Below are 22,766 nucleotides of genomic sequence, written 5' to 3' on the forward strand. Positions count from 1 at the left end.
CCCGTCTCGCCGTCCTCATGGACGTGAAGATGCCGGACATGGATGGCATCGGGGCGACACGGCGTATCTGTGCAGACCCGTCCGGCGTCGGCATCCGCGTACTGATTCTCACCACGTTCGATCAGGACGAATACGTCTACGCGTTGCTACGGGCAGGTGCGAGCGGCTTCCTCCTCAAGCACGCCACGGCGACCGAGCTCCTGGCCGCCATCAAAGTCGTCGTCGCCGGCAAAGCGCTGTTCGCGCCCACCGTCACCCGTCGGCTCATCGCCGAATTCCTGCGACGCCCCCACCCCGCCCCGGCCGTGCGAGACCTCGACGACATCACCCAGCGCGAGCGCGAGGTGCTCACCCTCATCGGCAGGGGAATGTCCAACTCCGAGATCGCCGAGCACCTGCACCTCACCGTCGGCACGGTCAAGACCCACATCGGCTGAATCCTGGCCAAACTGCACGCCCGGGACCGGGCTCAGCTCGTCATCGCCGCCTACGAAGGCAGACTCGTCAACCCGTCGCCGCAATGATCACCAAGCTCGCCGGCCCCGGCCGCGGTCAGGCCTTCCCGAACCGGCGGCCTGCCTCTGCGTGAGCACCTACCGACACGAACATCATTTCAGCTCGTGGACATGCGGCATCAGATGCAATACGCATCCCTTTAGTACATCGAGATGTGCGGGTGGTCGTAGTGGTTGGCGGTGATGCCGCCGCGGTTGGACATGGTTCTCCAGCCGGAGCCGTGGTTGATGCGCTGGCGCCAGATCACGTACTTCACTCCGAGCTTGGCCTTGTTCTTGATGGCCCAGGCGGCGATCTCGTCGCCGAGCGCGAGGTTGGCGGCTGAGGGCATCGTGCCGCCGGTGCTCATCATGAAGTCGCAGGCGCGGCCGAGGGGGTGCTCGCCGCCGTCGTTCGCGGACCGGTAGCAACCGACGGCGTACGGGAGGGCGAAGCGTCTCTTGACGGCCTCACGCATGATCCGGGTCCGGTCGGTGATGTTGTCGGCGCCGGTGGGGAGTTGCGGGGCCCAGCTGCCGTCGGAGCGGCGCCCGGAGCCGACGGGGGCGAGCTGGTCGAGCCTGTTCTTGATGTCCTTGATCAGATCTTCGACCTCGTCACGCTGGGTCTGCATCTCCTTGGCCTCCTCACCGATTTCGTCGGTGAGCCTGGCGGCCGTCTCGGTCGCCCTCTTCCTACGTTCGAAGCTCTCGGCGAAGCCCTGCAGGTGCGCGCTCTGCTGGGCGGTGAGCTGCTCCATCACCGCTGCTCCACCCATGTCGTCGGCGAACAGCAGCGCGGGCAGCCCTCCGATGCTGCTCTGGTAGCGGAGCTGGACTATGGAGTCGACCTGCTTTTCCGCCCTGGCGTAGAGGTCGGAGGCCCTGGCCAGGTTCTGCTTGGCGACGGCCTCGGCCTTCTGTGCCTTCTTGAGGGACTCGCGCTTGGCCGCGTATGCCTCGATCAGCCCGTCGACCTTCTTACCGAGCTTGGCCAGCTCGGCGCGGAGCTTGGCCTCGGTCGGCTTGGGCTCCGCGCTTCCCGCGGTGGGGGCACCGAGGGTGAACGTGGCGACCAGGCTCAAACAAAGGGCCAGAGCCGCATGCCGACGGAACGTGGGGGACGGGGCCGCCACGAACTCTCCTCTCCTTCCGCCTACCGGGTTAGCTGACGGGTTCGGGCTGGAGAACGCCCTTCCACCGAAGTGGTTTCACCCCAGGTGCGGTGGTTCCCCGGCTCCCGGGCGATGCGCCTGGGATTAGGCATATCGGCTGTTGCAGCCGATGTGGGAAGGATAGTAGTGGTAAACACAGGGTCACGCGACTTCAAGACGAGACCAATTGGTGATTAGTTCGTGACAACAGAGCGCAGAAGATGTGCTGCCTCCTCGGGCAGCACGTCGTTCACGAAGGCACCCATGGCCGACTCGGAGCCGGCGAGATATTTCAGCTTGTTCGGCGCGCGGCGGATGCTGAACAGCTCCATGTGCGCGTACGACAGGTCGCGACCGGTGTTGACCGGCGCCTGGTGCCAGGCCGCGATGTAGGGCATCGGCACGCCGAACAGCCCGTCGAGGCGGCGGAGCACGTCGGTGTAGAGCGGTCCGAACGCCGCGCGCTCCGCGGGCTCCAGCCCGACCAGGTCGGGGACCTGCCGGTGGGGGTAGAGGTGAACCTCCACCGGCCAGCGCGCCGCGGCCGGGACGAACGCCGTCCAGTGCTCGTTCGAGGCCACCACCCGGACCCCGGCCTCCCGCTCCGCGGCGAGCACGTCGGCGAACAGGTTGCCGCCGGTCCGCTCCCGGTGGCGCCCGGCCGCCCCGAGGGTCAGCTTGGTGCGCGGGGTCACGTAGGGGTACGCGTAGATCTGGCCGTGCGGGTGGGCCAGGGTGATGCCGATCTCGGCTCCCCGGTTCTCGAAACAGAACACCTGCTCCACGCCCGGCATCGCCGACAACTCCGCCGTACGGTCGATCCAGGCCTCCATGACCAGCTCCACCTGCTCGGGGGGGAGCATCGCGAATGAGGAGTCGTGCTCGGCGGTGAAACAGACCACCTCACAGCGGCCGATCCCGGGGCGGACCTCACTCAACCCGCCGACCTGCTGATAGTCGCCCAGATAGGTGGAGAACGAGGGGAACCTGTTCTCGAAGACCGCCACGTCGTAGGCCGCGGAGGGGATCTCGGTGAGGTTGCCGGAGGTGGAAGGGCAGAGCGGGCACTCGCTGGCCGGGGGTAGGAAGGTGCGGCCCTGGCGGTGTCCGGCCACCGCGATCCACTCCTCGGTCAGCGGGTCGTAACGCAACTCGGAGGCGGTGGGGCGGGGCGGCAGGTCGCGGCTGTCGACCGCTCCGCGGTCGGCGTCGTCGCGGCGGTCGAAGTAGAACAGCTCCCGGCCGTCGGCCAGGTGGGTGATCGTACGCTTCATCGGCCGACGCTCTCGCTCTCCTGCTGTGGCTCTGTGATGATCAGCTCTCCCACCGAGGCGGCGAGCTCCTCGCGGGCCTCCTCGGTCAGGCCGGAGTCGGTGACCACGATGTGGGCCTGGGCCAGCTCGGCGATCGTGCTGATGCCGACCGTGCCCCACTTGGTGTGGTCGGCGAGCACCACCAGGCGGTGCGCGGAGGCGACCAGCTCGCGGTTGGTCTCGGCCTCCAGCAGGTTGGGCGTGGTGAACCCGGCTCGGGCGCTCATCCCGTGCACGCCGAGGAAGAGGGTGTCGACGTGGAGTCCCCGGATCGCCGTGACCGCGACCGGGCCGACCAGCGCGTCGGAGGGGGTGCGGACCCCGCCGGTGAGCACGACCGTGCGATCGGCCCTGGGGGAGCGGTGGAAGACATCGGCGATCCGGATCGAGTTGGTGATCACGGTCAGCTCGGGCACGTCGGTCACGTGGTGGGCGAGTGTCCAGGTCGTGGTTCCCGCGGAGAGTGCGATGGCGGTGGCGGGCCGGACGAGCCGGGCGGCCTGCTGGGCGATCGTCTCCTTCTCCGCCTGCTGGCGCGCCGACTTGGCGGCGAAGCCCGGTTCCTCGGTCGAGCCGGACCCGGTGGCGGTGGCGCCACCGTGGACCTTCTCCACCAGCCCGCGCTCGGAGAGCACCTCAAGGTCGCGCCGGATCGTCATGTCGGACACGCCGAGCTCCCGGACGAGATCGGCGACCCTGACCCCGCCCCTGCTCCGCACCCTCTCCAGGATCGCCTGCTGCCGCTGCTGGGCGAGCATTGACTCACTCCCTTTAATTCACCAGATTCCACCAAAATACCACGGCGAGTATCGGGAAATACTGTTGAATTATGGTGGTCACCTGCTCACAGCCGCTCAAGCTCCGCCATGATGTTCGCCCGCGCCGCCTCCTCCAGATCGGCGATGTGGAAGATCGCCGCAAGGTCGAGCAGCGAGCGCAGCACCGCGGCCCTGCCGGACCTGAAAGCGTCGTCGGGCACGAAGGCGTACTCCTCGCGCACGGCGGTCGCGTAGGCGGCGTAGACCTCCGGCGACGCGCCCAGGATCGCCAGGTCGGCGTCGGACAGCACGGCCCCGTCCGCGTCGCCCGGTGCGGGGGCGTGTGTGACGGTCAGCCTGACCAGCCGGGCGACCGTGGCCACCGCCTCGGGGGAGAGCCCCATCTCCGGCAGTGCGCGCTCGGCCAGGATGGCGCTCCGCTCCTCGTTGTCGCCGCGCCGCGGGTCATAGACGGCGTCGTGGAACCAGGCCGCCAGCCGTACCAGGTCCGGATGCTCGGCATGAGAGGCCAGGGTGTCGATGTGGGCGAGCACGGCCTCCAGGTGGGTGGTGGTGTGATACCTGCGGTGCGGCTCGTCGTACCGGGTGATCAGTTCACGGCCGAGGGGTTCGGCCTCGAGGCCGGACAGGGACAGCCAGCGGGCCATCAGCTTCTCGCGCATGAGGGCGAGCCTAGAACCTGGCCGGAGGAGAGGACCCTCAGGTGCGGGAGGCGCTGATCGTCAAGGTTGGGGCAACGCACCCACCGGAGCGGGGCGGATCGCGGTTCGGGCCTTGTGCGCCGGGCGTCGCAGGAGGAACGTGAAGGTCTGAACCGGTGACATCGAGTCCCGTACGGGTCCGGAATCACGGGTCCGGAATTACGGAGACCGGCACTCGCGGGACCTGGAAGGACCTCAGGAATCACGGGTCCGGAATCACGCAGGCCGGCACTCGCGGGACCTGGAAGGACCTCAGGGAAGGGGTGGTCGGCATGGCCAGAAGATCGCGTAAGGGCAAGGCCCGCAAGAAGCACAAGGCCAACCACGGCAAGCGGCCGACCGCTCGCTAGCCGTACGGATCACAGAGGCCGAGTACACGGGAGCGGACACGGGGACGGGCGGTCACGCGCGGCGGCCCCAGGAGGCCAGCAGCCGGGTCTGCGCGTCGGTGTCGGAGGGCACCTTCCGGTGCTCTCCGGCCTGGTGCTCCCCGACCGCCGCGGTCTGCCGGTAGCCGGGTTCCGCATCGGCGAACCAGGTGGCGCAGGCCGCGACCAACTCCGGGTCGAGCCGCTCGTCGGCGCCGATGGCGCGGGCCAGGTCCCAGGTGTGGATGAGGGCGTCGGCGAACAGTTCGGTGATGTACTCCCGGCCGGGCACGTCGCCGAAGGGCAGGTGGACGACGCGGTCGAGGACCCGGTGATCGATCGCCGCCTGGATGGCGGGCACGGCCGAGGTGTCGAACGCCTTGATGGGGTCGTCGCCGAGCAGGTCGCCCTCGAAGGCGTCGCCGATCTCCGCGTGGGCCCGCCCGGCCAGCAACTCGGGAGCCCACAGGTTCTCGCCGACCACGTGGTTGACGAGGGAGCGCACGTCCCAGTCGACGCACGGTGTCGGATTCTCCCACTGGTCGGGGCCGATCCGGTGGACGAGAGCGCCGAAGTCGTCCAGCGCGCGACGGTAAGCCTCGGGTACGTCGATGGTCATCATGCCCTCCCGATGCCCTCCCGGGTTCTCTCCCGGCCCTCATCTTGACCGTAACCCCTGGCCCGCCAGTAGTCATCGCGTCAATGGACATGACCGGCACGTCCGGGAGCGCATCCGACCGGACGGCTTCATCTCCCGGTCATCTCGGCGTCAGGGAAGAGTCACGGTATGTCGTGAGGATCTCTCCTATGCGCACCACGACCTTCACCCGAGCGGCCGTCGCCGCGGCCACCGGCCTGATCCTGCTGCCCGCGGCCGTGGCCCCGGCCGCCGCCGAATCCGGCCCCCGAGGCATCGAACTGACCTTCCTCGGCCGCTACACCACCGGCACCGTCGCCGCCGGTGCCTCGGAGATCACCGCGTACGACGCCAAGACCCGCCGGGTGTTCGTCGTGAACGCGCAGGCCGGCACCGTTGACGTGCTCGACATCCGCGACCCGCGCAAGCCTCGCAAGGTCGCCACCCTGGCCACCCCCGGGGCCAACAGCGTCGCGGTACGCGACGGTCTGGTCGCCGTCGCCCAGCAGGCCGCGGTCAAGACCGACCCGGGCACCGTCGCCTTCTTCGACGCCCGGAGCGGGAAGAAGCTCAAGCAGGTGACCGTCGGCGCGCTGCCCGACATGGTGACCTTCACCCCCGACGGGCACCGGGTGGTCGTGGCCAACGAGGGCGAGCCGTCCTCCTACTGCGAGGGGGAGAAGGTCGACCCCGAGGGCTCGGTGAGCGTCGTCGATCTGAAGCGCTGGACGGTGCGGACCGCGGGGTTCCAGAAGTTCGACGCCGAGCGGCTGCGGGCCAAGGGGGTGCGGATCACCGGTCCCGGGGCCACCGCCGCCCAGGACCTGGAACCCGAGTACGTCACGGTCGACGGTGACACCGCCTACGTCACCCTCCAGGAGAACAACGCGCTCGCGATCGTCGACCTGAAGCGGGTGGAGGTCCGCGACGTCGTCCCGCTGGGCCTGAAGGACTGGTCGAAGAGCGGTTTCGACGCCTCGGACAGGGACGGGAAGATCGACATCAGGCCCAGGCCGGTGAAGGGCCTCTACCAGCCCGACGGGATCGCGCACTTCCGCGACCGCGGGCGCACCTACCTGGTCACCGCGAACGAGGGCGACGGGCGTGACTGGGGCTGCCACGCCGACGAGGTCAGGGTGAAGTCGCTGAACCTCGCGATGCCCGACGCGGAGAACCTCAAGAAGGACGGCGAGCTCGGCCGGCTGAACGTGGCCGTCGACTCGCCCAGGAACGCGAGCGGCGCCTACACCGAGCTGCACGCGTTCGGCGCCCGTTCGATCTCGATCAGGTCCGCCTCCGGAGAGCTCGTCTGGGACTCCGGCGACGAGCTGGAGCGGCTCGTCGCCAAGGAACTGCCCGAGGCGTTCAACGCCGACCACGAGGCGAACGACTCCTTCGACAGCCGCAGCGACAACAAGGGCCCCGAGCCCGAGGGGGTCACGGTCGGTGAGGTGCGCGGCCGCACCTACGCCTTCGCCGGGCTGGAGCGGGTCGGCGGGATCGTCGCCTACGACATCGACAATCCCCGGGCGCCGAGCCTGGCCGGATACCTCAACACCCGCGACTTCGCCGGCTCGGTCGCGGACGGCACCGCCGGGGACGTAGGCCCCGAGGGCGTACTGTTCATCTCCGCCTCCGACAGCCCGACCCGCCACGCGCTCCTGGTGGTGGGCAACGAGGTCAGCGGCACCACCGCGATCTACGAGGTTCGCTGAGCCGCGCGGCCGCGAAGACACGCCGCACACCGACCGGCCTGTTCCCACGCCGAGCACGTCAACGGCACGGGAACAGGCCGGTGACGTTGCCGGTCTGACCGGACGACCGTGGGGCGCGGGCAGGACCGGGAGTGATCCCGGCACCGTGCGGCGAAGCGGCGATCCACCCGAAGCCGCACCCGCGGCAGGGTGGAGAGGATGTCAACGCAGCCGCTGCTCGATCCAGACGATCTTGCCCTTCGGGGTGAGGCGGGAGCCCCAGCGGTGGGCGAGCCAGTTGATGAGGTGCAGGCCGCGACCGGTGTCGCTGGTGGTGGACGCCTCCCGCATCACCGGCTCGGACGCGGAGCTGTCGGACACCTCGCAGACCAGCGTGGGCCCGCGCAGCAGGCGTAGCTCGACCTCGCCCTGGCCGTGCTCGACCGCGTTGGCGACCAGCTCGCTGACCATCAGTTCGGTGTTGTCGCACAGGGAGTCGAGTCCCCAGCCTCCGAGTGTGGCCCGGACGAAGCGGCGGGCCTGCGCGGCGGAGCGGCGGTCGGCGGGCAGCGACGTCTCGACGAACTCCTTCTCCGTCAGCTCGGACACCCTGGCCAGCAGCAGGGCGATGTCGTCGCGCTCGTGCCCCGGCCGCTGGGCGCCGATCGTGAGGTCGCAGACCTCCTCCAGGTCCTGGTCCCGGCCGGAGAGCAGGCCGCGCAGCGCGCTGATGCCCTCCTCGATGTCCCGGTCGCGGCTCTCCACCAGGCCATCGGTGTAGAAGGCGAGCACGCTGCCGTCGGGAAGCGTGAACTCCCGCATCTCGGCGGGCTCGTTGCCGATGCCCAGGGGCAGTCCCGGCGGCAGCTCCAGCAGCTCGGTCTCGCCGCCAGGGCGCACCAGGATCGGCGGAACGTGACCCGCGCAGGCTATCGCGCACCGCCGCGTGACCGGATCGTAGGTGGCGTACACGCACGTGGCGATCTGGCTGGCGTCCAGGTCCTGGCTCATCAGGTTGAGCCGGAACAGCACGTCGGCCGGGCTCAGGTCCAGGCTGGCCAGCGTGCGGGCGGCCGTGCGGAGCTGGCCCATGGTGGCGGCGGCCCTGATGCCGTGCCCCATCACGTCGCCGACGACGAGGGCGACCCGGCAGCCGGGCAGCGGGATCACGTCGTACCAGTCGCCGCCCACCCCGACCAGATCGCTGGCGGGCAGGTAGCGGGAGGCGATCGTCAGGCCCAGCGGCTGGGTGAGGTCGACGGGCAGCAGACTGCTCTGCAGGGTCAGCGCGGTACGGCGCTCACGGTTGTAGAGCCTGGAGTTGTCGAGGCACACCCCGGTCCTGGCCGCCAGTTCCTCGGCCAGGTTGACGTCCTGCTCGTCGAAGGGCTGGCTGGTGGGACGGCGGGTGAAGATGACGAAACCGAGTACCCGGCCGCGCGCCTTCAGCGGCACCACCAGGAACGAGCTGTCCTCCAGCACCTTCGACACCGAGTCGCGCTTCCAGAACCGCCCGATCTCCTCGGCGGTCCGGCGCCCCAGGCGGGGGTAGAGGATCGGGTTGCCGGTGGCCATGCACCGGGCGTAGGGGGTCCACGACTCGTAGACGGCCACCTCGTCCACCGGGAACGCGGTGGCGTACACGCCGGGGGCGGGATCGGCCACGCCGACCGCGATCCGCCGCACCAGCGCCGAGCCGTCGGTGGTCTGCTGGGGGAACTCCCCCTCGGTCACCAACCGGTCCTGTACCAGGATGCCGGCCGCGTCCGCGAAGCGCGGCACGGCGACGTCCATGAGTTCCCTGCCGGTCTCGAACATGTCCAGTGTGCTGCCGATGCGTTTGCTGGCCGCGTTGAGCAGGGACAGCTGCTCGTGCATGGATGCGGGACTGCCCATCCTGAACCCTGGCGTCGCTGGATCTTTGGTGACGAAACGGGACTTCACTCGCTCCACCGGGGTGCGGGAACCGGCGTCCACCAGGTTGCCAGTTCGAGATCTTCTGCGATGGCGTTGGCGCCGTTGTATCCGGGGGCCGCGGAGACCGAGCCGCCGGGGTGGCTGCTGGCGCCACAGAGATAGAGGCCGTCGATGGGGGTGCGGTACCGGCCCATCTCGGGGACCGGCCGGTTGCCGCCCAGCTGGGACGGCTCGTAGGCCCCCACGTGGTGGCTGCCTCGCACCATGTTGACGCAGTGCCGCTCGATGTCGAGCGGTGAGAAGACCCGCCTGCCGAGGACGGCGCCTCCCGCGAGGTTGGGGGCGTACTCAGCCCACTCGGCGAGCAGCCGCTCACCGACCTCCTCGCGCCGACGGTCCCAGTTCGCCGCATCGCCACCGAGGTCGTACGGGGCCCATGGCCACCAGAAGGCCACGTGTTTACCGTCCGGCGCGTACGAGGGGTCGAACAGCGAGGGGCATGCGCCGTTGCCGGCCAGCCGGTCGGGCAGCTGTCCCTGATGGATCTGGTCGAAGGTGCGGCCGAGCTGCTCGCTGTCGTCGGCGCCGAGCACGACGAGGAAGGCCCGGTCCACGTCGGGCTCGAACTCGGCGGCCCGATAGCGCGGCGCCTCGTCGAGCGCCAGGTGGAGGGTGACGAGGCTGTGCCCGGCCCACTTGTAGTCCTCGACCTTGGCCGCGATCTCCGGGCCGAAGTTCTCCGGGCCCGCCAGCCGGACGGTCTGCGGGGCGTCCACCGCGCTGGCCACGAACCGGCGGGCGGTGAGAACGTCGCCGCCTGCCAGCTCCACCCCGGTGGCCCGCCCGTCACCGACGAGGATCCGCTCGACATGGGCGCCGGTCACCACGGTGCCGCCGTGCTCCTCGATGACGGCGCGCAGCGCGCTCGCGACGTTCCCGGCACCGCCCACGGGCACGCCGAGCCGGGCGATGCGCGACAGCAGCCGGGGGAAGAATCCGCCGGTGCCCGGCACGTCCTCGATGGAGATGGCGTGCAGGAAGGATTTGAACAGGACCCTGACCTGGTCGCTCTCGAAGTTCCTGTCGACGGCCTCGTACAGCGAGAGCGGCATGTAGCTCATCAGGTCGCGGCCCAGGTCGCCCTTGAGCCGCTCGGCGAGCACAGGGGGTGGTAGCGGGCTGGAGTACAGGAACCCGTTCATCAGCTCCCTGGCCGCCTCGGCGTAGCGCTCGTGCAGCTCCAGCCAGCGCTCGGCGTCGGCCTTGGAGAACCGGGCGAAGGAGTCGGCGGTGCGTTTGGGGTCGGTGTAGACGGTGATCGCCCGGCCGTCCCGGAAGATCGTGGCGTGCTGGGTCTCGGGATAGACGTAGCTCAGGCCGTACCGCTGGAGTTCCAGGTCGGCGGGGACCGGGCCCTCCTCCAGGAAGTGGTAGCTGCTGTGGGTGTTGTGCCGAAACCCCGGGAGGGTGAGCTCCTGGGTGCTGCAACCACCACCGGCGACGTCGTTGCGCTCGACGACCGCGACCGACAACCCCGCCTTCGCGAGGTAGGCGGCACACGTGAGGCCGTTGTGGCCTCCGCCCACGATGACGCCGTCGAACTCCGACACGTTCCCTCCAGGGCACTCTGACTGCTGGTATGGAGGATTGTAAAGAATGATCTATATGCGAACCCTGTGTTTAACAGAGATTCGTAGATATTTCCACATGGACTAGGACTTAGTGGGGCTTAGCCGACGAAGTGGCCACACCAGGCCGCACCGGGAACTCCCTGAGTTCCCGGTGCGTGCCGGGTTACAGGGAGGGCAGCCCGGCCAGGGCCGTGTCGATCCGGTCCTGCGGCAGCGAGAGATCCTCAAGCCGCCCCGACAGATAGCGGTCGTAGCCGTCCAGGTCGAAGTGCCCGTGCCCGCACACCGCGGTCAGCAGGACCTTCTCCTCACCCGTCTCCCTGCACCGCAGTGCCTCGGCGACGACCTCGGCCAGCGCGTGGGCCGCCTCGGGGGCGGGGACGACCCCCTCGGACCTGGCGAAGCGCAGCCCCGCCTCGAAGCAGTCGTTCTGGCCCATGGCCACCGCCTCGAACATCCCCAACTCGTACAGGTGCGACAGCAGCGGGGACATGCCGTGGTAGCGCAGCCCGCCCGCGTGGATGGGATCGGGGACGAAGCCGTGGCCCAGGGTGTGCATCTTCAGCAGCGGGGTCAGCCCCGCGGCGTCGCCGAAGTCGTAGGCGTAGACGCCCCTGGTGAGGGACGGGCAGGCCGCCGGCTCGACCGCCCGGATCACCGGGGCCATCCGCCCGGCCAGCTTCTCCCGCAGGAACGGAAAGGCCAGCCCGGAGAAGTTGGAACCGCCTCCGGTGCACCCCACGACCATGTCCGGTGCCTCGCCGAACGCGGCCATCTGCTCGATCGCCTCCTCGCCGATCACCGTCTGGTGCAGCAGCACATGGTTCAGCAGGCTGCCCAGCGCGTACCGGGTGCCCGGTTCGGCCCCCGCGGCCTCGACGGCCTCACTGATCGCGATGCCGAGGCTGCCCGGCGAGTCGGGGTCGTGGGCCAGCGCCTCGGCGCCGTACGCCGTCAGCGGGGACGGGCTCGGGTGCACGGTCGCGCCGTAGGCCCGCATCAGGCTCCTGCGGCCGGGTTTCCCGTCGTACGAGACGCGGACCATCCACACCTCGCACTCCAGGCCGTACTGCGCGCAGGCGAACGCCAGTGCCGAGCCCCACTGGCCCGCCCCGGTCTCCGTGACCAGCTTCCCGACCCCCTGGCGCGCGTTGTAGTAGGCCTGCGGGACGGCGGTGTTCGGCTTGTGCGAGCCGGCGGGTGAGCCGCCCTCGTACTTGTAGTAGATCCTCGCGGGGGTGCCGAGGGCACGTTCGAGCCTGCGGGCCCGGATCAGCGGGGTGGGCCGCCAGAGCCGGTAGACGTCGCGGACGCTCGCCGGGATCGGGACGAACCGTTCGGCGCTCGCCTCCTGGTCGATCAGCTCCACCGGGAACAGCGGCATGAGATCGTCCGGCTCGACGGGCCGCGAGGTGGCCGGATGCAGGATCGGTGGCGGCGGGACCGGGAGGTCGGCCACGATGTTGTACCAGTTGTGGGGGATACGGGACTCGTCGAGCAGGATTCGGGTGGCTTCGGTCATCGGGTGCCTCCACGTGTCGGATCCACTCAGTGCCGTTCTCATCACCCACCGTAGTTCAGCCCGCGCGCGACGTCCCGGTTCCTCGCGACACCCGCGCCACCGAGGCCGCGACGGCCCGATCGGTTTCCGGCGAGCGAATCCGCGCCCCTGAACACGCCCGCCACGCGGAGAAACCATCATTCATATAACGACTCTGAAAGCGGGAAAAAGCCCCGGGAAAGCGGTAGGGCCAGCTCGCCCACAAGGGGTCTGAGCTGGCCCTAAGCCATTCGGAGCGGACGACGGGAATCGAACCCGCGTAGCCAGTTTGGAAGACTGGGGCTCTACCATTGAGCTACGTCCGCGCGAAGCGGCTTCAGTCTGGTCTAGACTTCATCCGTTCGTCAGGGCGTAAGCGTACCGGAGTTCCGGAGCGTGCGCGCACTCGACCTACCGGGGTGTGGCGCAGTTTGGTAGCGCACCTGCTTTGGGAGCAGGGGGCCGCAGGTTCAAATCCTGTCACCCCGACGCATGCCGGGCATCGGTTCCGACCGGTGCCCGGTTTCTCGTTGTACAGGGGTGCGAGTTCTCGGCCAGGCGAGGCAGGCAGGGCACGTGGATGACGCATGTCTGGAAGATCGCCTCGTGGGCGTGGGAGCGCGGTGCGGAACGTCAGCGGTGGGCGCTGAAGAGGGCCCAGACGGCCTTGCCGCCGCAGTTGAGGTAGTCCCAGCCCCAGCCCTGGCTGTAGGTCTCCACGATGTAGAGGCCCCGGCCGTTCTCCGAGATGAAGTCCGGCTCCTTGGGGGTCGGAACCTCGTTGCTGGGGTCCATCACGGCCAGGAGCACGTGGGGCGAGAGACGCAGCAGGACGAGCGTGATCGGGGTGATTCCCGGCTGGCCGGGCGGACACAGCGCGTAACGGACCGCGTTGGTGACGAGTTCCGAAACCACTAGCGCTGCGTCATCGCTGAGCTCCGCCAGTCCCCAGTCGCGGAGGGTCGAGCGTGTCACGTCCCGGGCGGTCTTCACCGAGTCGGCCTGGCTGGGCAGAGGGCATGCAGTGGCGTCGGACTGGTTGGCCTCGAGCAGCTCGTCAAAGCTCACCTCGCGGGTCGCCTGCAGGTAGTCGGCAGCCGATTTTGGCTCCTCCACCATCCTGCCGGTACCTCCCGCTGTCATCGTGAGTCTCCGTACCACGTGAGAGTTTTCAGAGCTTGTGCACCATAAGCCCAATATGCACTAAGCCATCATGGGTCACTGGAACGTCTGCTGCAAGACCCAAATGCACGTGCAGTTGCAATGTGCAGCAGCATGGACGGTTAGGTCGGCGACTTGGCGAATTGGGCAGTGACTTGAGACCTTGTCATAGCGGCCGGAAGTAGTGACACTGTGTGCGCTGGCCCAAGTAGAGAGGGAGGCGAAGTGGCGCAGGTTCAACCGGGATCAGGTCCCACAGCTCTGCGTATCCTCTTAGGCTCCCAACTGCGTCGTCTGCGCGAGGCCAAGGGGCTCTCGCGAGAGGAGGCAGGCCATCTGATCCGCGGATCCGAATCCAAGATCAGTAGGATGGAGCTCGGCCGGGTTGGCCTGAGAGAGCGCGATGTGGCGGATCTGCTCACCTTCTACGGGGTGGAGGACGATCGCGCCCGGTCGGCGATCATGGATCTGCTGCTCAGAGCCAACGAACCCGGCTGGTGGCACCGGTTCAACGACCTGCTGCCCTCATGGTTCCAGACGTACGTCGGCCTGGAGGAGGCAGCCTCCCGGATCCGTACGTACGAGGTGCAGTTCGTGCCGGGCCTGCTGCAGACGAAGGAGTACGCCAGGGCGGTCATCACCGCGGGGAGCGCCGGCATAGCGCCCGACGAGATCACCCGCCGGGTCGACCTGCGGATGGAGCGCCAGCAGGTGCTCAGGCGGCCCGACGGCCCGTTCTTCTGGGCCGTCATCGACGAGGCCGCGCTGCGACGTCCCATCGGTGGTGCGGACGTCATGCGGGCACAGCTGGAGCACCTGCTCGACCTCATGCGGCAGCCGAACATCACAATCCAGGTGATGCCCTTCAGCTTCGGCGGTCACAGCGCGGAGGGCGGTGCCTTCAGCGTGCTCCGCTTCAACGACAGCGAGCTCCCGGACGTGGTCTACGTCGAGCAGCTGGCCAGCGCCCTCTACCTGGACAAGCGCGAGGATGTCGACCGCTACAGCGAGGTCATGGAACGGCTGTGCGCGGTCAGTACCACCCCCGGTGAGACGAACGACATCCTGAGGCGGATCATCAAGGAGGACTGAGCGGCCATTGGTCGCTCCAAGGTGCCGCTCTGCCCTAGACTGGCCTGCGGCGCTGAACACCCGCCGCAGTGGAGCGTGCCCTAATCTCGCGCGTCTCGATGGCTGTGCCAGGTGCCACTCATGTGGGCGCGGCGCGAGAGCTTGCCGCGATAGCCGCTACGACTTGGCGCGCCCGCGATCACTCGAAGTTTGATCAAGGAGACGACCCCGTGAAGACCGCTGTGGAGGAGCTCAGCCCGACCCGGGTAAGGCTTACCGTCGAGGTGCCGTTCGAGGAGCTCGGTGAGAGCCTGCAGGCGGCGTACAAGAAGGTCGCGCAGCAGGTGCGCGTCCCCGGGTTCCGCCCCGGCAAGGTTCCGGCCCGCATCATCGAGCAGCGGTTCGGCCGCGCTGTGGTGCTGGAGGAGACCCTCAATGACGCGGTGCCCAAGCTGTACGGCCAGGCCGTCGACGAGAGCGAGATCTTCCCGGTCAGCCAGCCGGAGATCGAGGTCACCAAGATCGAGGACGGTCAGCAGGTCGAGTTCACCGCCGAGGTGGACATCCGTCCCGAGTTCGACGTCCCCGACTACCAGGGCATCGAGGTGACCGTCCCGGTCTCCGAGGTCTCCGACTCCGACATCGACACCCAGCTGGACGGCCTGCGCCAGCGTTTCGCCACGCTGACCGGCGTCGAGCGCGCGGCCGCCGCAGGCGACTTCGTCGTCATGGACCTGGCCGCCTCGATCGACGGTGTCAACATCGAGGAGCAGCAGGCCAACGACGTCTCCTACGAGGTCGGCGCCGGCTCGGTGCTGCAGGGCCTGGACGACGCTCTGGTCGGCCTGTCCGCCGGGGAGACCAAGGAGTTCACCACCAACCTGGTCGGCGGCGAGAACGCCGGCGAGGAGGCCGTGGTCACCATCACCGTCAAGAGCGTCAAGGAGAAGGTCCTCCCCGAGCTCGACGACGAGTTCGCCCAGCTCGCCAGCGAGTTCGACACCCTTGACGAGCTCAAGGCGAGCATCAGCGAGCAGGCCCGCCGTAACAAGCTGATCGACCAGGTCGTCCAGGCCCGTGAGAACGCGCTCGACGCCCTGCTCGGCAAGATCGACATTCCGCTGCCGGAGAGCGCGCTCAAGGTCGAGGTCGACAACCGCAAGCACAACCTCGAGCACCAGATCGCCGACAGTGGCCTGAGCAAGGAGGCGTTCTTCCGCCTCTACCAGACCACCGAGGAGGAGCGCCTCGCCGAGTTCGACGAGAGCGCCGCGAAGGCGCTCAAGACGGGCTTCGTCCTCGACAAGATCGTCAAGAGCGAGGAGCTCGGCGTCAGCGAGCAGGAGCTGACCAACTTCGTGGTGCGCCGCGCCATGCAGATGAACGTCGCGCCCAACACGCTGGCCCAGCACCTGGCCGACAACGACCAGCTCACGCTGGCCATGGTCGAGATCGTTCGTGACAAGGCCAAGAGTGTCATCGGCGATGCCGCGAAGGTGACCGACGAGGCGGGCAACGAGGTCGACCTCAAGGCCATCTACACCGAGATCAACGGTGAGGAGTCCGCCGAGACCGAGGAGGCCACCGAGGCCACCGAGGCTCCCGAGGCTGACGCCGCGAAGTAGCCCCAGGCAGAAGCGAGGGGGTGCCGTCGAGTGCCCCGGACGCCCCCGCCGCGCTCAGCGTGACGGGGGCGTCCGCGCTCTCCGGGTCCCGGTCAGGGCCTTCGGCCGCTCCTCCGGGGCCGAACCGAGGGCGATGTGGGGGTGAGCGCGCCGCAGAGCGCTGCCCTGGCGCTCTCCTGGACCCCTCCGGTTCCTCCCCGGCTTCCAAGGGGTTCGCGGGCTCCTGGACCCTCTGAGAGCCGCGATCCTCCGCTCTTTCGCGCCGGAAGTCCTCTCAGCGGTCCTCCGCGAGCCGCTTCCGGCGTCCGCACACGTATCCCGCGAGCTCCGACACGCCGTACAGGCTCTGGTTTCCGAGCCTTTACCGAGGCGCGCGGCGGGAGGTTCCAGGCACGGCGCGGAGGCGGCGGGCAGCATGCGCCGTCAGCGAACAGTGCGTTGAGGGGGCATGTCCGGTAGGCCACGCGCGTTAAGGTCACAAGCAAAGCCAATCGATTACGACGCATCGGAAGGTGACGCTGTGACCAGCCCGCCGACCTTCTACCAGCCGACCGGCTCCGGGCCCGAGTCGATGAGCCAGCCGAATGGCTCGTTCAGGCTCGAAGACCAGCTCTACCAGCGGCTGCTGCGTGAGCGCATCATCGTGCTGGGCACCCAGGTCAACGACGAGATCGCCAACCGAATCTGCGCAGAGCTGCTGCTGCTCGCCGCAGACGACTCAGAGCGCGACATCTGGCTCTACATCAACTCGCCAGGCGGTTCCGTGACCGCTGGGATGGCGATTTACGACATGATGGAATACGTGCCTAACAATGTGTGCACGGTCGCGATGGGTCTGGCCGCTTCCATGGGCCAGTTCCTGCTCTGCGCCGGCGAGCGGGGCAAGCGTTACGCCCTGCCGCACGCTCGCATCATGATGCACCAGCCGTCCGGCGGCATCGGCGGCACCGCAGCCGACATCGCCATCCAGGCTGAGCAGATGCTATATGTCAAGAAGACCCTCGCCGAGCGCATCGCGTTCCACACCGGTCAGAATCTGGAGCAGATCGAGGCCGACTCCGACCGTGACCGCTGGTTCACGGCCGAGGAGGCCAAGGACTACGGCTTCATCGACCAGGTCGTGCGCAGCGCTCGACAGGTGCCCTCCACGGGCGCCGTCTCCTGAAGGGGCACAAGGTGAGTGAGTTGATCCGGCCGGGAGACATCAACGGCCGTTACGTTCTTCCGTCCTTCAGTGAGCGCACGTCCTACGGCGTGCGGGAGATGAACCCGTACGCCAAGCTCTTCGAGGACCGCATCATCTTCCTCGGCGTGCAGGTGGACGACGCGTCGGCCAATGACGTCATGGCGCAGTTGCTGACCCTGGAGTCGCTCGACCCCGACCGTGACATCAGCATCTACATCAACTCGCCGGGCGGTTCCTTCACCGCCATGACGGCGATCTACGACACGATGCAGTTCGTCCGGCCGGAGATCCAGACGGTCTGTCTGGGCCAGGCGGCATCGGCGGCGGCGGTCCTGCTGGCGGGCGGCACGCCCGGCAAGCGCTTCGCCCTGCCGAACGCCCGCATGCTGATCCACCAGCCCTCCACCGAGGGGGGTGGCCAGGGAAGCGACATCGAGATCCAGGCGCGTGAGATCCTCAGGATGCGCGCGCAGATGGAGAGCATCATCGCTCAGCACTCGGGCAGGGCGCCGGAGGCGGTCCGCAAGGACATCGAGCGGGACAAGATCCTTGACGCCGTGGAGGCCAAGGAATACGGGCTGATCGACGACATCATCCCGTCCCGCAAGAAGCTCGCGAAGGCCGTAGCCTCCTAACGAGGCATATCGCACCGGAACCGTGCCGAATCGGGCACGTTCCGGTGCGACTCGCCGCTAGGGGGCTCACTGAGGGCTCAGAAGACGGTAACGTCGAAACCTAAGCGGGATGACTTTTCGATCGGGTATCGGGCCGGTCGGAAGAAACGGACCGCGGCAGCCAGGGCGGTCCCACGCAAAGGAGTATCTGGGGTGGCACGCATCGGCGACGGGGGAGACCTGCTGAAGTGCTCTTTCTGTGGAAAGAGCCAGAAGCAAGTCAAAAAGCTCATCGCCGGACCCGGCGTATACATCTGCGATGAGTGCATCGACCTCTGCAACGAGATCATCGAGGAGGAGCTCAGCGAGTCCTCTGAGCTCAAGTGGGACAGCCTTCCCAAGCCGAGGGAGATCTACGAATTCCTCGACGCCTACGTCATCGGTCAGGACCAGGCGAAGAAGGCTCTCTCCGTAGCGGTCTACAACCACTACAAGCGGGTGCAGTCCGGCGAGCGCGGGCGTGACGACGGCATCGAACTGGCCAAGTCCAACATCCTGCTCCTGGGCCCGACCGGTTCCGGTAAGACGCTGCTCGCCCAGACGTTGGCGAAGATGCTGAACGTTCCGTTCGCCATCGCCGACGCCACAGCCCTGACAGAGGCGGGCTACGTGGGCGAGGACGTCGAGAACATACTGCTCAAGCTGATCCAGGCCGCCGACTACGACGTCAAGAAGGCCGAGACCGGCATCATCTACATCGACGAGGTCGACAAGATCGCTCGTAAGAGCGAGAACCCGTCGATCACCAGGGACGTCTCCGGTGAGGGCGTGCAGCAGGCCCTGCTGAAGATCCTGGAGGGCACGACCGCGAGTGTGCCGCCGCAGGGCGGCCGTAAGCACCCGCACCAGGAGTTCATCCAGATCGACACCACCAACGTGCTGTTCATCTGCGGTGGGGCCTTCGCCGGTCTCGAAAAGATCATCGAGTCCCGGATCGGCCGCAAGGGCATCGGTTTCAACGCCATCATCCGTTCCAAGGAAGACATCGACAGCTCCGACATCTTCGGGGACGTCATGCCCGAGGACCTGCTGAAGTTCGGCATGATCCCCGAGTTCGTCGGCCGGCTTCCGGTCATCACGAGCGTTCACAACCTTGACCGTGAGGCGCTCATCCAGATCCTCACCGAGCCGCGCAACGCCCTGGTCAAGCAGTACCGGCGCCTGTTCGAGCTGGACAATGTCGAACTCGAGTTCACAGACGACGCACTTGAGGCGATCGCGGACCAGGCGATCCTGCGCGGCACCGGCGCCCGTGGCCTGCGAGCGATCCTGGAGGAGGTTCTCCTCTCGGTGATGTACGAGGTGCCGTCGCGGCAGGATGTGGCGCGCGTCGTCATCACCCGCGAGTCGGTTCTCGAACACGTCAACCCCACGCTCGTGCCGCGTGACCAGCTCAACAAGCAGCAGCGGCCGCCGCGCGAGAAGTCCGCGTGATCCAGCCTGGACAAACCGGTTTTCACGGCTGACGCCCCCGCAGGGAGATCCTGCGGGGGCGTCGCCGTTTCCGGCGGTTTCCGCCGGGCCGGCCGGTGGCGCATTCGCCGGACGATTTCCGCAGCCGGTCCGCGGGGCCGATGGCATGGCGGGGCTCGCGAGATGGGGGAACATGTCGCAACTCTTCGGCTGGGGAACATCGAGTGCGCGGACATCCCTAGACTTGGGCATCGTGACGACGCCAGAGCTGCCCACCCAGTACACACCTGCCGACGTGGAGACCCGGAGCTACGAGCGCTGGGTATCGGAGGGATACTTCACCGCTGATCCGAGCGGCGAGCGCGAGCCTTACAGCATCGTCCTGCCTCCGCCGAACGTGACCGGTGTCCTGCACATCGGCCACGCACTCGACCACTCGATCCAGGACGCGCTGACCAGGCGCGCTCGCATGCGCGGCCAGGAGACGCTCTGGCTGCCAGGCATGGACCACGCCGGCATCGCCACCCAGAACGTCGTCGAACGCGAGCTCGCCAAGGAGGGCCTGTCCCGGCACGACCTCGGCCGAGAGGCGTTCGTCGAACGGGTCTGGCAGTGGAAGGAGGAGTCCGGTGGCCGGATCCTCGGCCAGATGAAGAAGCTCGGCGATGGCGTCGACTGGTCACGCGAGCGCTTCACGATGGACCCCGGACTCTCCCACGCCGTTCAGACGATCTTCAAGAGGCTCTTCGACGACGGGCTCATCTACCGCGCCGAGCGCATCATCAACTGGTGCCCGCGCTGCCTGACCGCGCTCTCGGACATCGAGGTCGAGCACAGCGAGGACGAGGGCGAGCTCGTCTCGATCCGCTACGGCGACGGCGACGACTCCATCGTGGTCGCCACGACCCGGGCCGAGACGATGCTCGGTGACACCGCCGTGGCCGTGCATCCCTCCGACGAGCGCTACGCGCACCTGATCGGAAGGGAAGTGGAGCTACCGCTCACCGGGCGCCTCATCCCGATCGTCGCCGACGAGCACGTCGACCCGGCCTTCGGCACCGGAGCGGTCAAGGTCACCCCGGCGCACGACCCGAACGACTTCGAGATCGGACGCCGCCACTCGCTGCCGTCCCTGACGATCATGGACGAGCGCGGTGTGGTCACGGCCCACGGCCCGTTCCAGGGGCTCGACCGCTTCGAGGCCAGGCCCGCAGTGGTGGCCGCACTACGCGCCGATGGCCGGATCGTGGCGGAGAAGCGCCCCTACCTGCACTCCGTCGGGCACTGCTCGCGCTGCAAGACCGTGGTCGAGCCGCGGCTCTCACTCCAGTGGTTCGTCAACGTCTCGCCCCTGGCGAAGGCGGCGGGCGACGCGGTCCGTGACGGCCGGACGAAGATCCACCCGCCGGAGCTGGCCAAGCGCTACTTCGACTGGGTCGACGACATGCACGACTGGTGCATCTCCCGGCAGCTGTGGTGGGGGCACCGCATCCCGGTCTGGTACGGCCCCGATGGTGAGGTCGTCTGCGTCGGCCCCGACGAGCAGGCACCCGATGGCTACGTCCAGGACCCCGATGTCCTCGACACCTGGTTCTCCTCCGGGTTGTGGCCGTTCTCCACTCTCGGCTGGCCGGACAGGACGCCTGAACTGGCGAAGTTCTACCCGACCTCCGTCCTGGTGACCGGCTACGACATCCTGTTCTTCTGGGTCGCCCGGATGATGATGTTCGGCATCTACGCGATGGACGGCGAGCCGCCGTTCCGGACCGTGGCCCTGCACGGCATGGTCCGGGACCAGTACGGCAAGAAGATGTCGAAGTCGTTCGGCAACGTCGTCGACCCGCTTGACTGGATCGAGCGCTTCGGCGCCGACGCCACCCGTTTCACGCTGCTACGCGGAGCCAACCCCGGCTCCGACGTGGCGATCAGCGAGGAATGGGCAGGAGGGTCGCGCAACTTCTGTAACAAGATCTGGAACGCCACTCGCTTCGCGCTGATGAACGGTGCCGTGACGGGTGAGCTTCCGGTTGAGGAACTGACCGCCGCCGACAGGTGGATCCTGTCCAGACTCCAGGAGATCGTCGCGTCGGTGGACGCCGCGTTCGAGGACTTCGAGTTCGCCAAGGTCTCTGACCTGCTCTACCACTTCGCGTGGGATGAGGTCTGCGACTGGTACGTGGAACTCGCCAAGATCCAGATCGCCTCCGGGCAGGAGCACACCCGGCTCGTGCTGGGCCATGTCTTCGACTCGCTGCTCCGTCTGCTCCACCCGCTGGTTCCGTTCGTCACCGAGGAACTGTGGCGAGCGGTCACCGGGCACGAGTCGATCGTGGTCGCGCCATGGCCGACGGTCCAGGAGTCATTGCGTGATCCCTCGGCGGAGGAGGAGATCATCGCGGTGCAGGGGCTGATCACCGAGGTGCGCAGGTTCCGTTCCGATCAGGGCCTCAAGCCAGGGCAGCGGGTCGCCGCGCGGCTCTCGCTCGCCGGTACGGCTCTGGCCTCTCACGAAGGGGCGATCCGGTCGTTGCTCCGGCTCGACCAGCCGTCCGATTCGTTCGCCGCGACCGCCCGTCTCGATGTGAGCGGGGTTGTCGTGGAGATCGACACGGCGGGGACGATCGATGTGGCTGCCGAGCGTAAGCGCCTGGAGAAGGATCTCGCGGTGGCGCGTAAGGAGGCGGCCCAGGTCGCGGCCAAGCTCGGCAATGAGCAGTTCATGGCCAAGGCGCCGGACGATGTGGTGACCAAGGTGCGGTCCCGTGCCGCACAGGCCGACCAGGACATCGCGCGGTTGCTCGCTCAGCTGGCGGCGTTGCCGGCGAGCTGACTGGCCGATGGCCTGAGTTCGAGAGCAGTGCGAGAGTCCTGACCCGGAGTTCCAGCCGGTGGCTGGGAGGGGAACAGCCCAGGTCAGGAAGTTGGGGCGAGCCGAGAACCCGGAGTCTTTTGACTCCGGGTTCTCGTGTTTGGGAGCTTGAGTCCCAGGGAAGACCTAGTTGTTACCAGGAAGTTGGTCATGGTGGCCCTAGGAGGCTGCTAGAGTTCTTCAGGCAGGGCAAAGTCCTGCAGCCCCCTCTGAAAATCTGGCAAATCGGGCGTGTCTGCACGAATTGGACACCGGTCGGATGTTGGAGTAAGTTAGAGGGGTTGCCCTGGAGACAGGGTGGCCGCAATCCTAGCGGATTCGGCGGGGCTGGGTCGATGGTCGGGAAGCCGACAAGTTGACACAAACCCGGCAGATCCGATAAGATGGTGACACGGAATGGAACGCCCCGAAGTCTGAGACACCGCGAACGCGGGTCTGCGGGCAACGGTGTACGCGTCCGTTTCTTGAGAACTCAACAGTGTGTTAAAAGCCAGTGCATGAAGCACAACCCTGTCCAACCTGCCCTTTCATCGGGGTGG

17 protein-coding genes, 2 tRNA genes and 1 riboswitch are annotated in these 22,766 nt (G+C 67.8%); of the genes, 9 read left to right on the plus strand and 10 right to left on the minus strand.

Translation table 11 applies throughout. The annotated features are described in order from the left end of the window. Window positions 1–17: 17 nt before the first annotated feature. Window positions 18–437, plus strand: coding sequence for a response regulator transcription factor (locus ABZ260_RS03675; protein ID WP_355612504.1), 420 nt, complete (start codon window positions 18–20; stop codon window positions 435–437). Window positions 438–655: 218 nt separating this feature from the next. Here ABZ260_RS03675 and ABZ260_RS03680 read toward each other — a convergent pair whose 3' ends face one another. The 5 genes from ABZ260_RS03680 to ABZ260_RS03700 all read right to left on the minus strand — a co-directional run bounded on the left by ABZ260_RS03680 (window position 656) and on the right by ABZ260_RS03700 (window position 5,431). After that, window positions 656–1,579 (minus strand): hypothetical protein, encoded by a 924-nt coding sequence (locus ABZ260_RS03680; RefSeq protein ID WP_355612507.1) that lies wholly within the window; start codon window positions 1,577–1,579, stop codon window positions 656–658. A 54-nt stretch (window positions 1,580–1,633) separates the two neighbouring features. Further along, window positions 1,634–1,770, minus strand: a riboswitch (cyclic di-AMP (ydaO/yuaA leader). A gap of 72 nt (window positions 1,771–1,842) precedes the next feature. Further along, entirely contained in the window at window positions 1,843–2,922 is a 1,080-nt protein-coding gene (gene galT / locus ABZ260_RS03685; RefSeq protein WP_355612510.1) for a galactose-1-phosphate uridylyltransferase, read from the minus strand. Further along, a complete protein-coding gene (locus ABZ260_RS03690; RefSeq protein WP_355612513.1) occupies window positions 2,919–3,719 on the minus strand; it encodes a DeoR/GlpR family DNA-binding transcription regulator in 801 nt (266 codons plus the stop codon). The genes galT and ABZ260_RS03690 overlap by 4 nt, the downstream gene beginning before the upstream one ends. Before the next feature lie 86 nt (window positions 3,720–3,805). Then, window positions 3,806–4,402, minus strand: a complete 597-nt coding sequence (locus ABZ260_RS03695) for a metal-dependent phosphohydrolase (RefSeq protein WP_355612516.1) — start codon at window positions 4,400–4,402, stop codon at window positions 3,806–3,808. 441 nt (window positions 4,403–4,843) lie between these two features. Then, complete coding sequence (locus ABZ260_RS03700; protein WP_355554643.1) at window positions 4,844–5,431, minus strand: TIGR03086 family metal-binding protein; 588 nt, start codon at window positions 5,429–5,431, stop codon at window positions 4,844–4,846. Window positions 5,432–5,616: 185 nt separating this feature from the next. On the opposite strand from ABZ260_RS03700, the gene ABZ260_RS03705 reads away from it, so the two are divergent. After that, window positions 5,617–7,161: a choice-of-anchor I family protein gene (locus ABZ260_RS03705; RefSeq protein WP_355612519.1), complete on the plus strand. Its 1,545-nt coding sequence runs from the start codon at window positions 5,617–5,619 to the stop codon at window positions 7,159–7,161. A gap of 201 nt (window positions 7,162–7,362) precedes the next feature. Here ABZ260_RS03705 and ABZ260_RS03710 read toward each other — a convergent pair whose 3' ends face one another. From ABZ260_RS03710 to ABZ260_RS03725, 4 genes are all read right to left on the minus strand, one after another. Further along, a complete protein-coding gene (locus ABZ260_RS03710) occupies window positions 7,363–9,018 on the minus strand; it encodes a SpoIIE family protein phosphatase (protein WP_355612522.1) in 1,656 nt (551 codons plus the stop codon). Window positions 9,019–9,080: 62 nt separating this feature from the next. Next, complete coding sequence (locus ABZ260_RS03715) at window positions 9,081–10,667, minus strand: NAD(P)/FAD-dependent oxidoreductase (RefSeq protein WP_355612525.1); 1,587 nt, start codon at window positions 10,665–10,667, stop codon at window positions 9,081–9,083. A 184-nt stretch (window positions 10,668–10,851) separates the two neighbouring features. Then, on the minus strand, window positions 10,852–12,210 hold the full coding sequence (locus tag ABZ260_RS03720) for a TrpB-like pyridoxal phosphate-dependent enzyme (protein ID WP_355612528.1): 1,359 nt from the start codon (window positions 12,208–12,210) through the stop codon (window positions 10,852–10,854). Window positions 12,211–12,483: 273 nt separating this feature from the next. Beyond that, window positions 12,484–12,554 (minus strand) — tRNA-Gly (locus tag ABZ260_RS03725). An 89-nt stretch (window positions 12,555–12,643) separates the two neighbouring features. Here ABZ260_RS03725 and ABZ260_RS03730 point away from each other — a divergent pair. Continuing rightward, window positions 12,644–12,717 (plus strand) — tRNA-Pro (locus ABZ260_RS03730). A 144-nt stretch (window positions 12,718–12,861) separates the two neighbouring features. Here ABZ260_RS03730 and ABZ260_RS03735 read toward each other — a convergent pair. Continuing rightward, a complete protein-coding gene (locus ABZ260_RS03735) occupies window positions 12,862–13,371 on the minus strand; it encodes an ATP-binding protein (protein WP_245651726.1) in 510 nt (169 codons plus the stop codon). Window positions 13,372–13,614: 243 nt separating this feature from the next. Between ABZ260_RS03735 and ABZ260_RS03740 the strand changes: the two genes are divergently transcribed. From ABZ260_RS03740 to ABZ260_RS03765, 6 genes are all read left to right on the plus strand, one after another. Next, complete coding sequence (locus ABZ260_RS03740) at window positions 13,615–14,481, plus strand: helix-turn-helix transcriptional regulator (protein ID WP_030917746.1); 867 nt, start codon at window positions 13,615–13,617, stop codon at window positions 14,479–14,481. A 209-nt stretch (window positions 14,482–14,690) separates the two neighbouring features. Next, on the plus strand, window positions 14,691–16,085 hold the full coding sequence (gene tig, locus ABZ260_RS03745) for a trigger factor (RefSeq protein ID WP_355612532.1): 1,395 nt from the start codon (window positions 14,691–14,693) through the stop codon (window positions 16,083–16,085). Window positions 16,086–16,656: 571 nt separating this feature from the next. Continuing rightward, the gene (locus ABZ260_RS03750) at window positions 16,657–17,250 is read left to right on the plus strand and encodes an ATP-dependent Clp protease proteolytic subunit (RefSeq protein WP_051752985.1); all 594 of its coding nucleotides are present in this window, start codon (window positions 16,657–16,659) and stop codon (window positions 17,248–17,250) included. A gap of 11 nt (window positions 17,251–17,261) precedes the next feature. Beyond that, complete coding sequence (locus tag ABZ260_RS03755; protein WP_030917740.1) at window positions 17,262–17,906, plus strand: ATP-dependent Clp protease proteolytic subunit; 645 nt, start codon at window positions 17,262–17,264, stop codon at window positions 17,904–17,906. Between the two features lie 192 nt (window positions 17,907–18,098). Continuing rightward, window positions 18,099–19,379 carry an ATP-dependent Clp protease ATP-binding subunit ClpX gene (gene clpX, locus ABZ260_RS03760; RefSeq protein WP_030917736.1) on the plus strand — a complete coding sequence of 427 codons (1,281 nt, stop codon included), beginning with the start codon at window positions 18,099–18,101 and terminating at the stop codon, window positions 19,377–19,379. 172 nt (window positions 19,380–19,551) lie between these two features. Then, window positions 19,552–22,188 carry a valine--tRNA ligase gene (locus ABZ260_RS03765; protein WP_355612535.1) on the plus strand — a complete coding sequence of 879 codons (2,637 nt, stop codon included), beginning with the start codon at window positions 19,552–19,554 and terminating at the stop codon, window positions 22,186–22,188. The last annotated feature ends 578 nt before the right edge of the window (window positions 22,189–22,766 follow it).

This window comes from Streptosporangium sp. NPDC006013, assembly GCF_040614275.1.
Lineage (GTDB): Bacteria > Actinomycetota > Actinomycetes > Streptosporangiales > Streptosporangiaceae > Streptosporangium.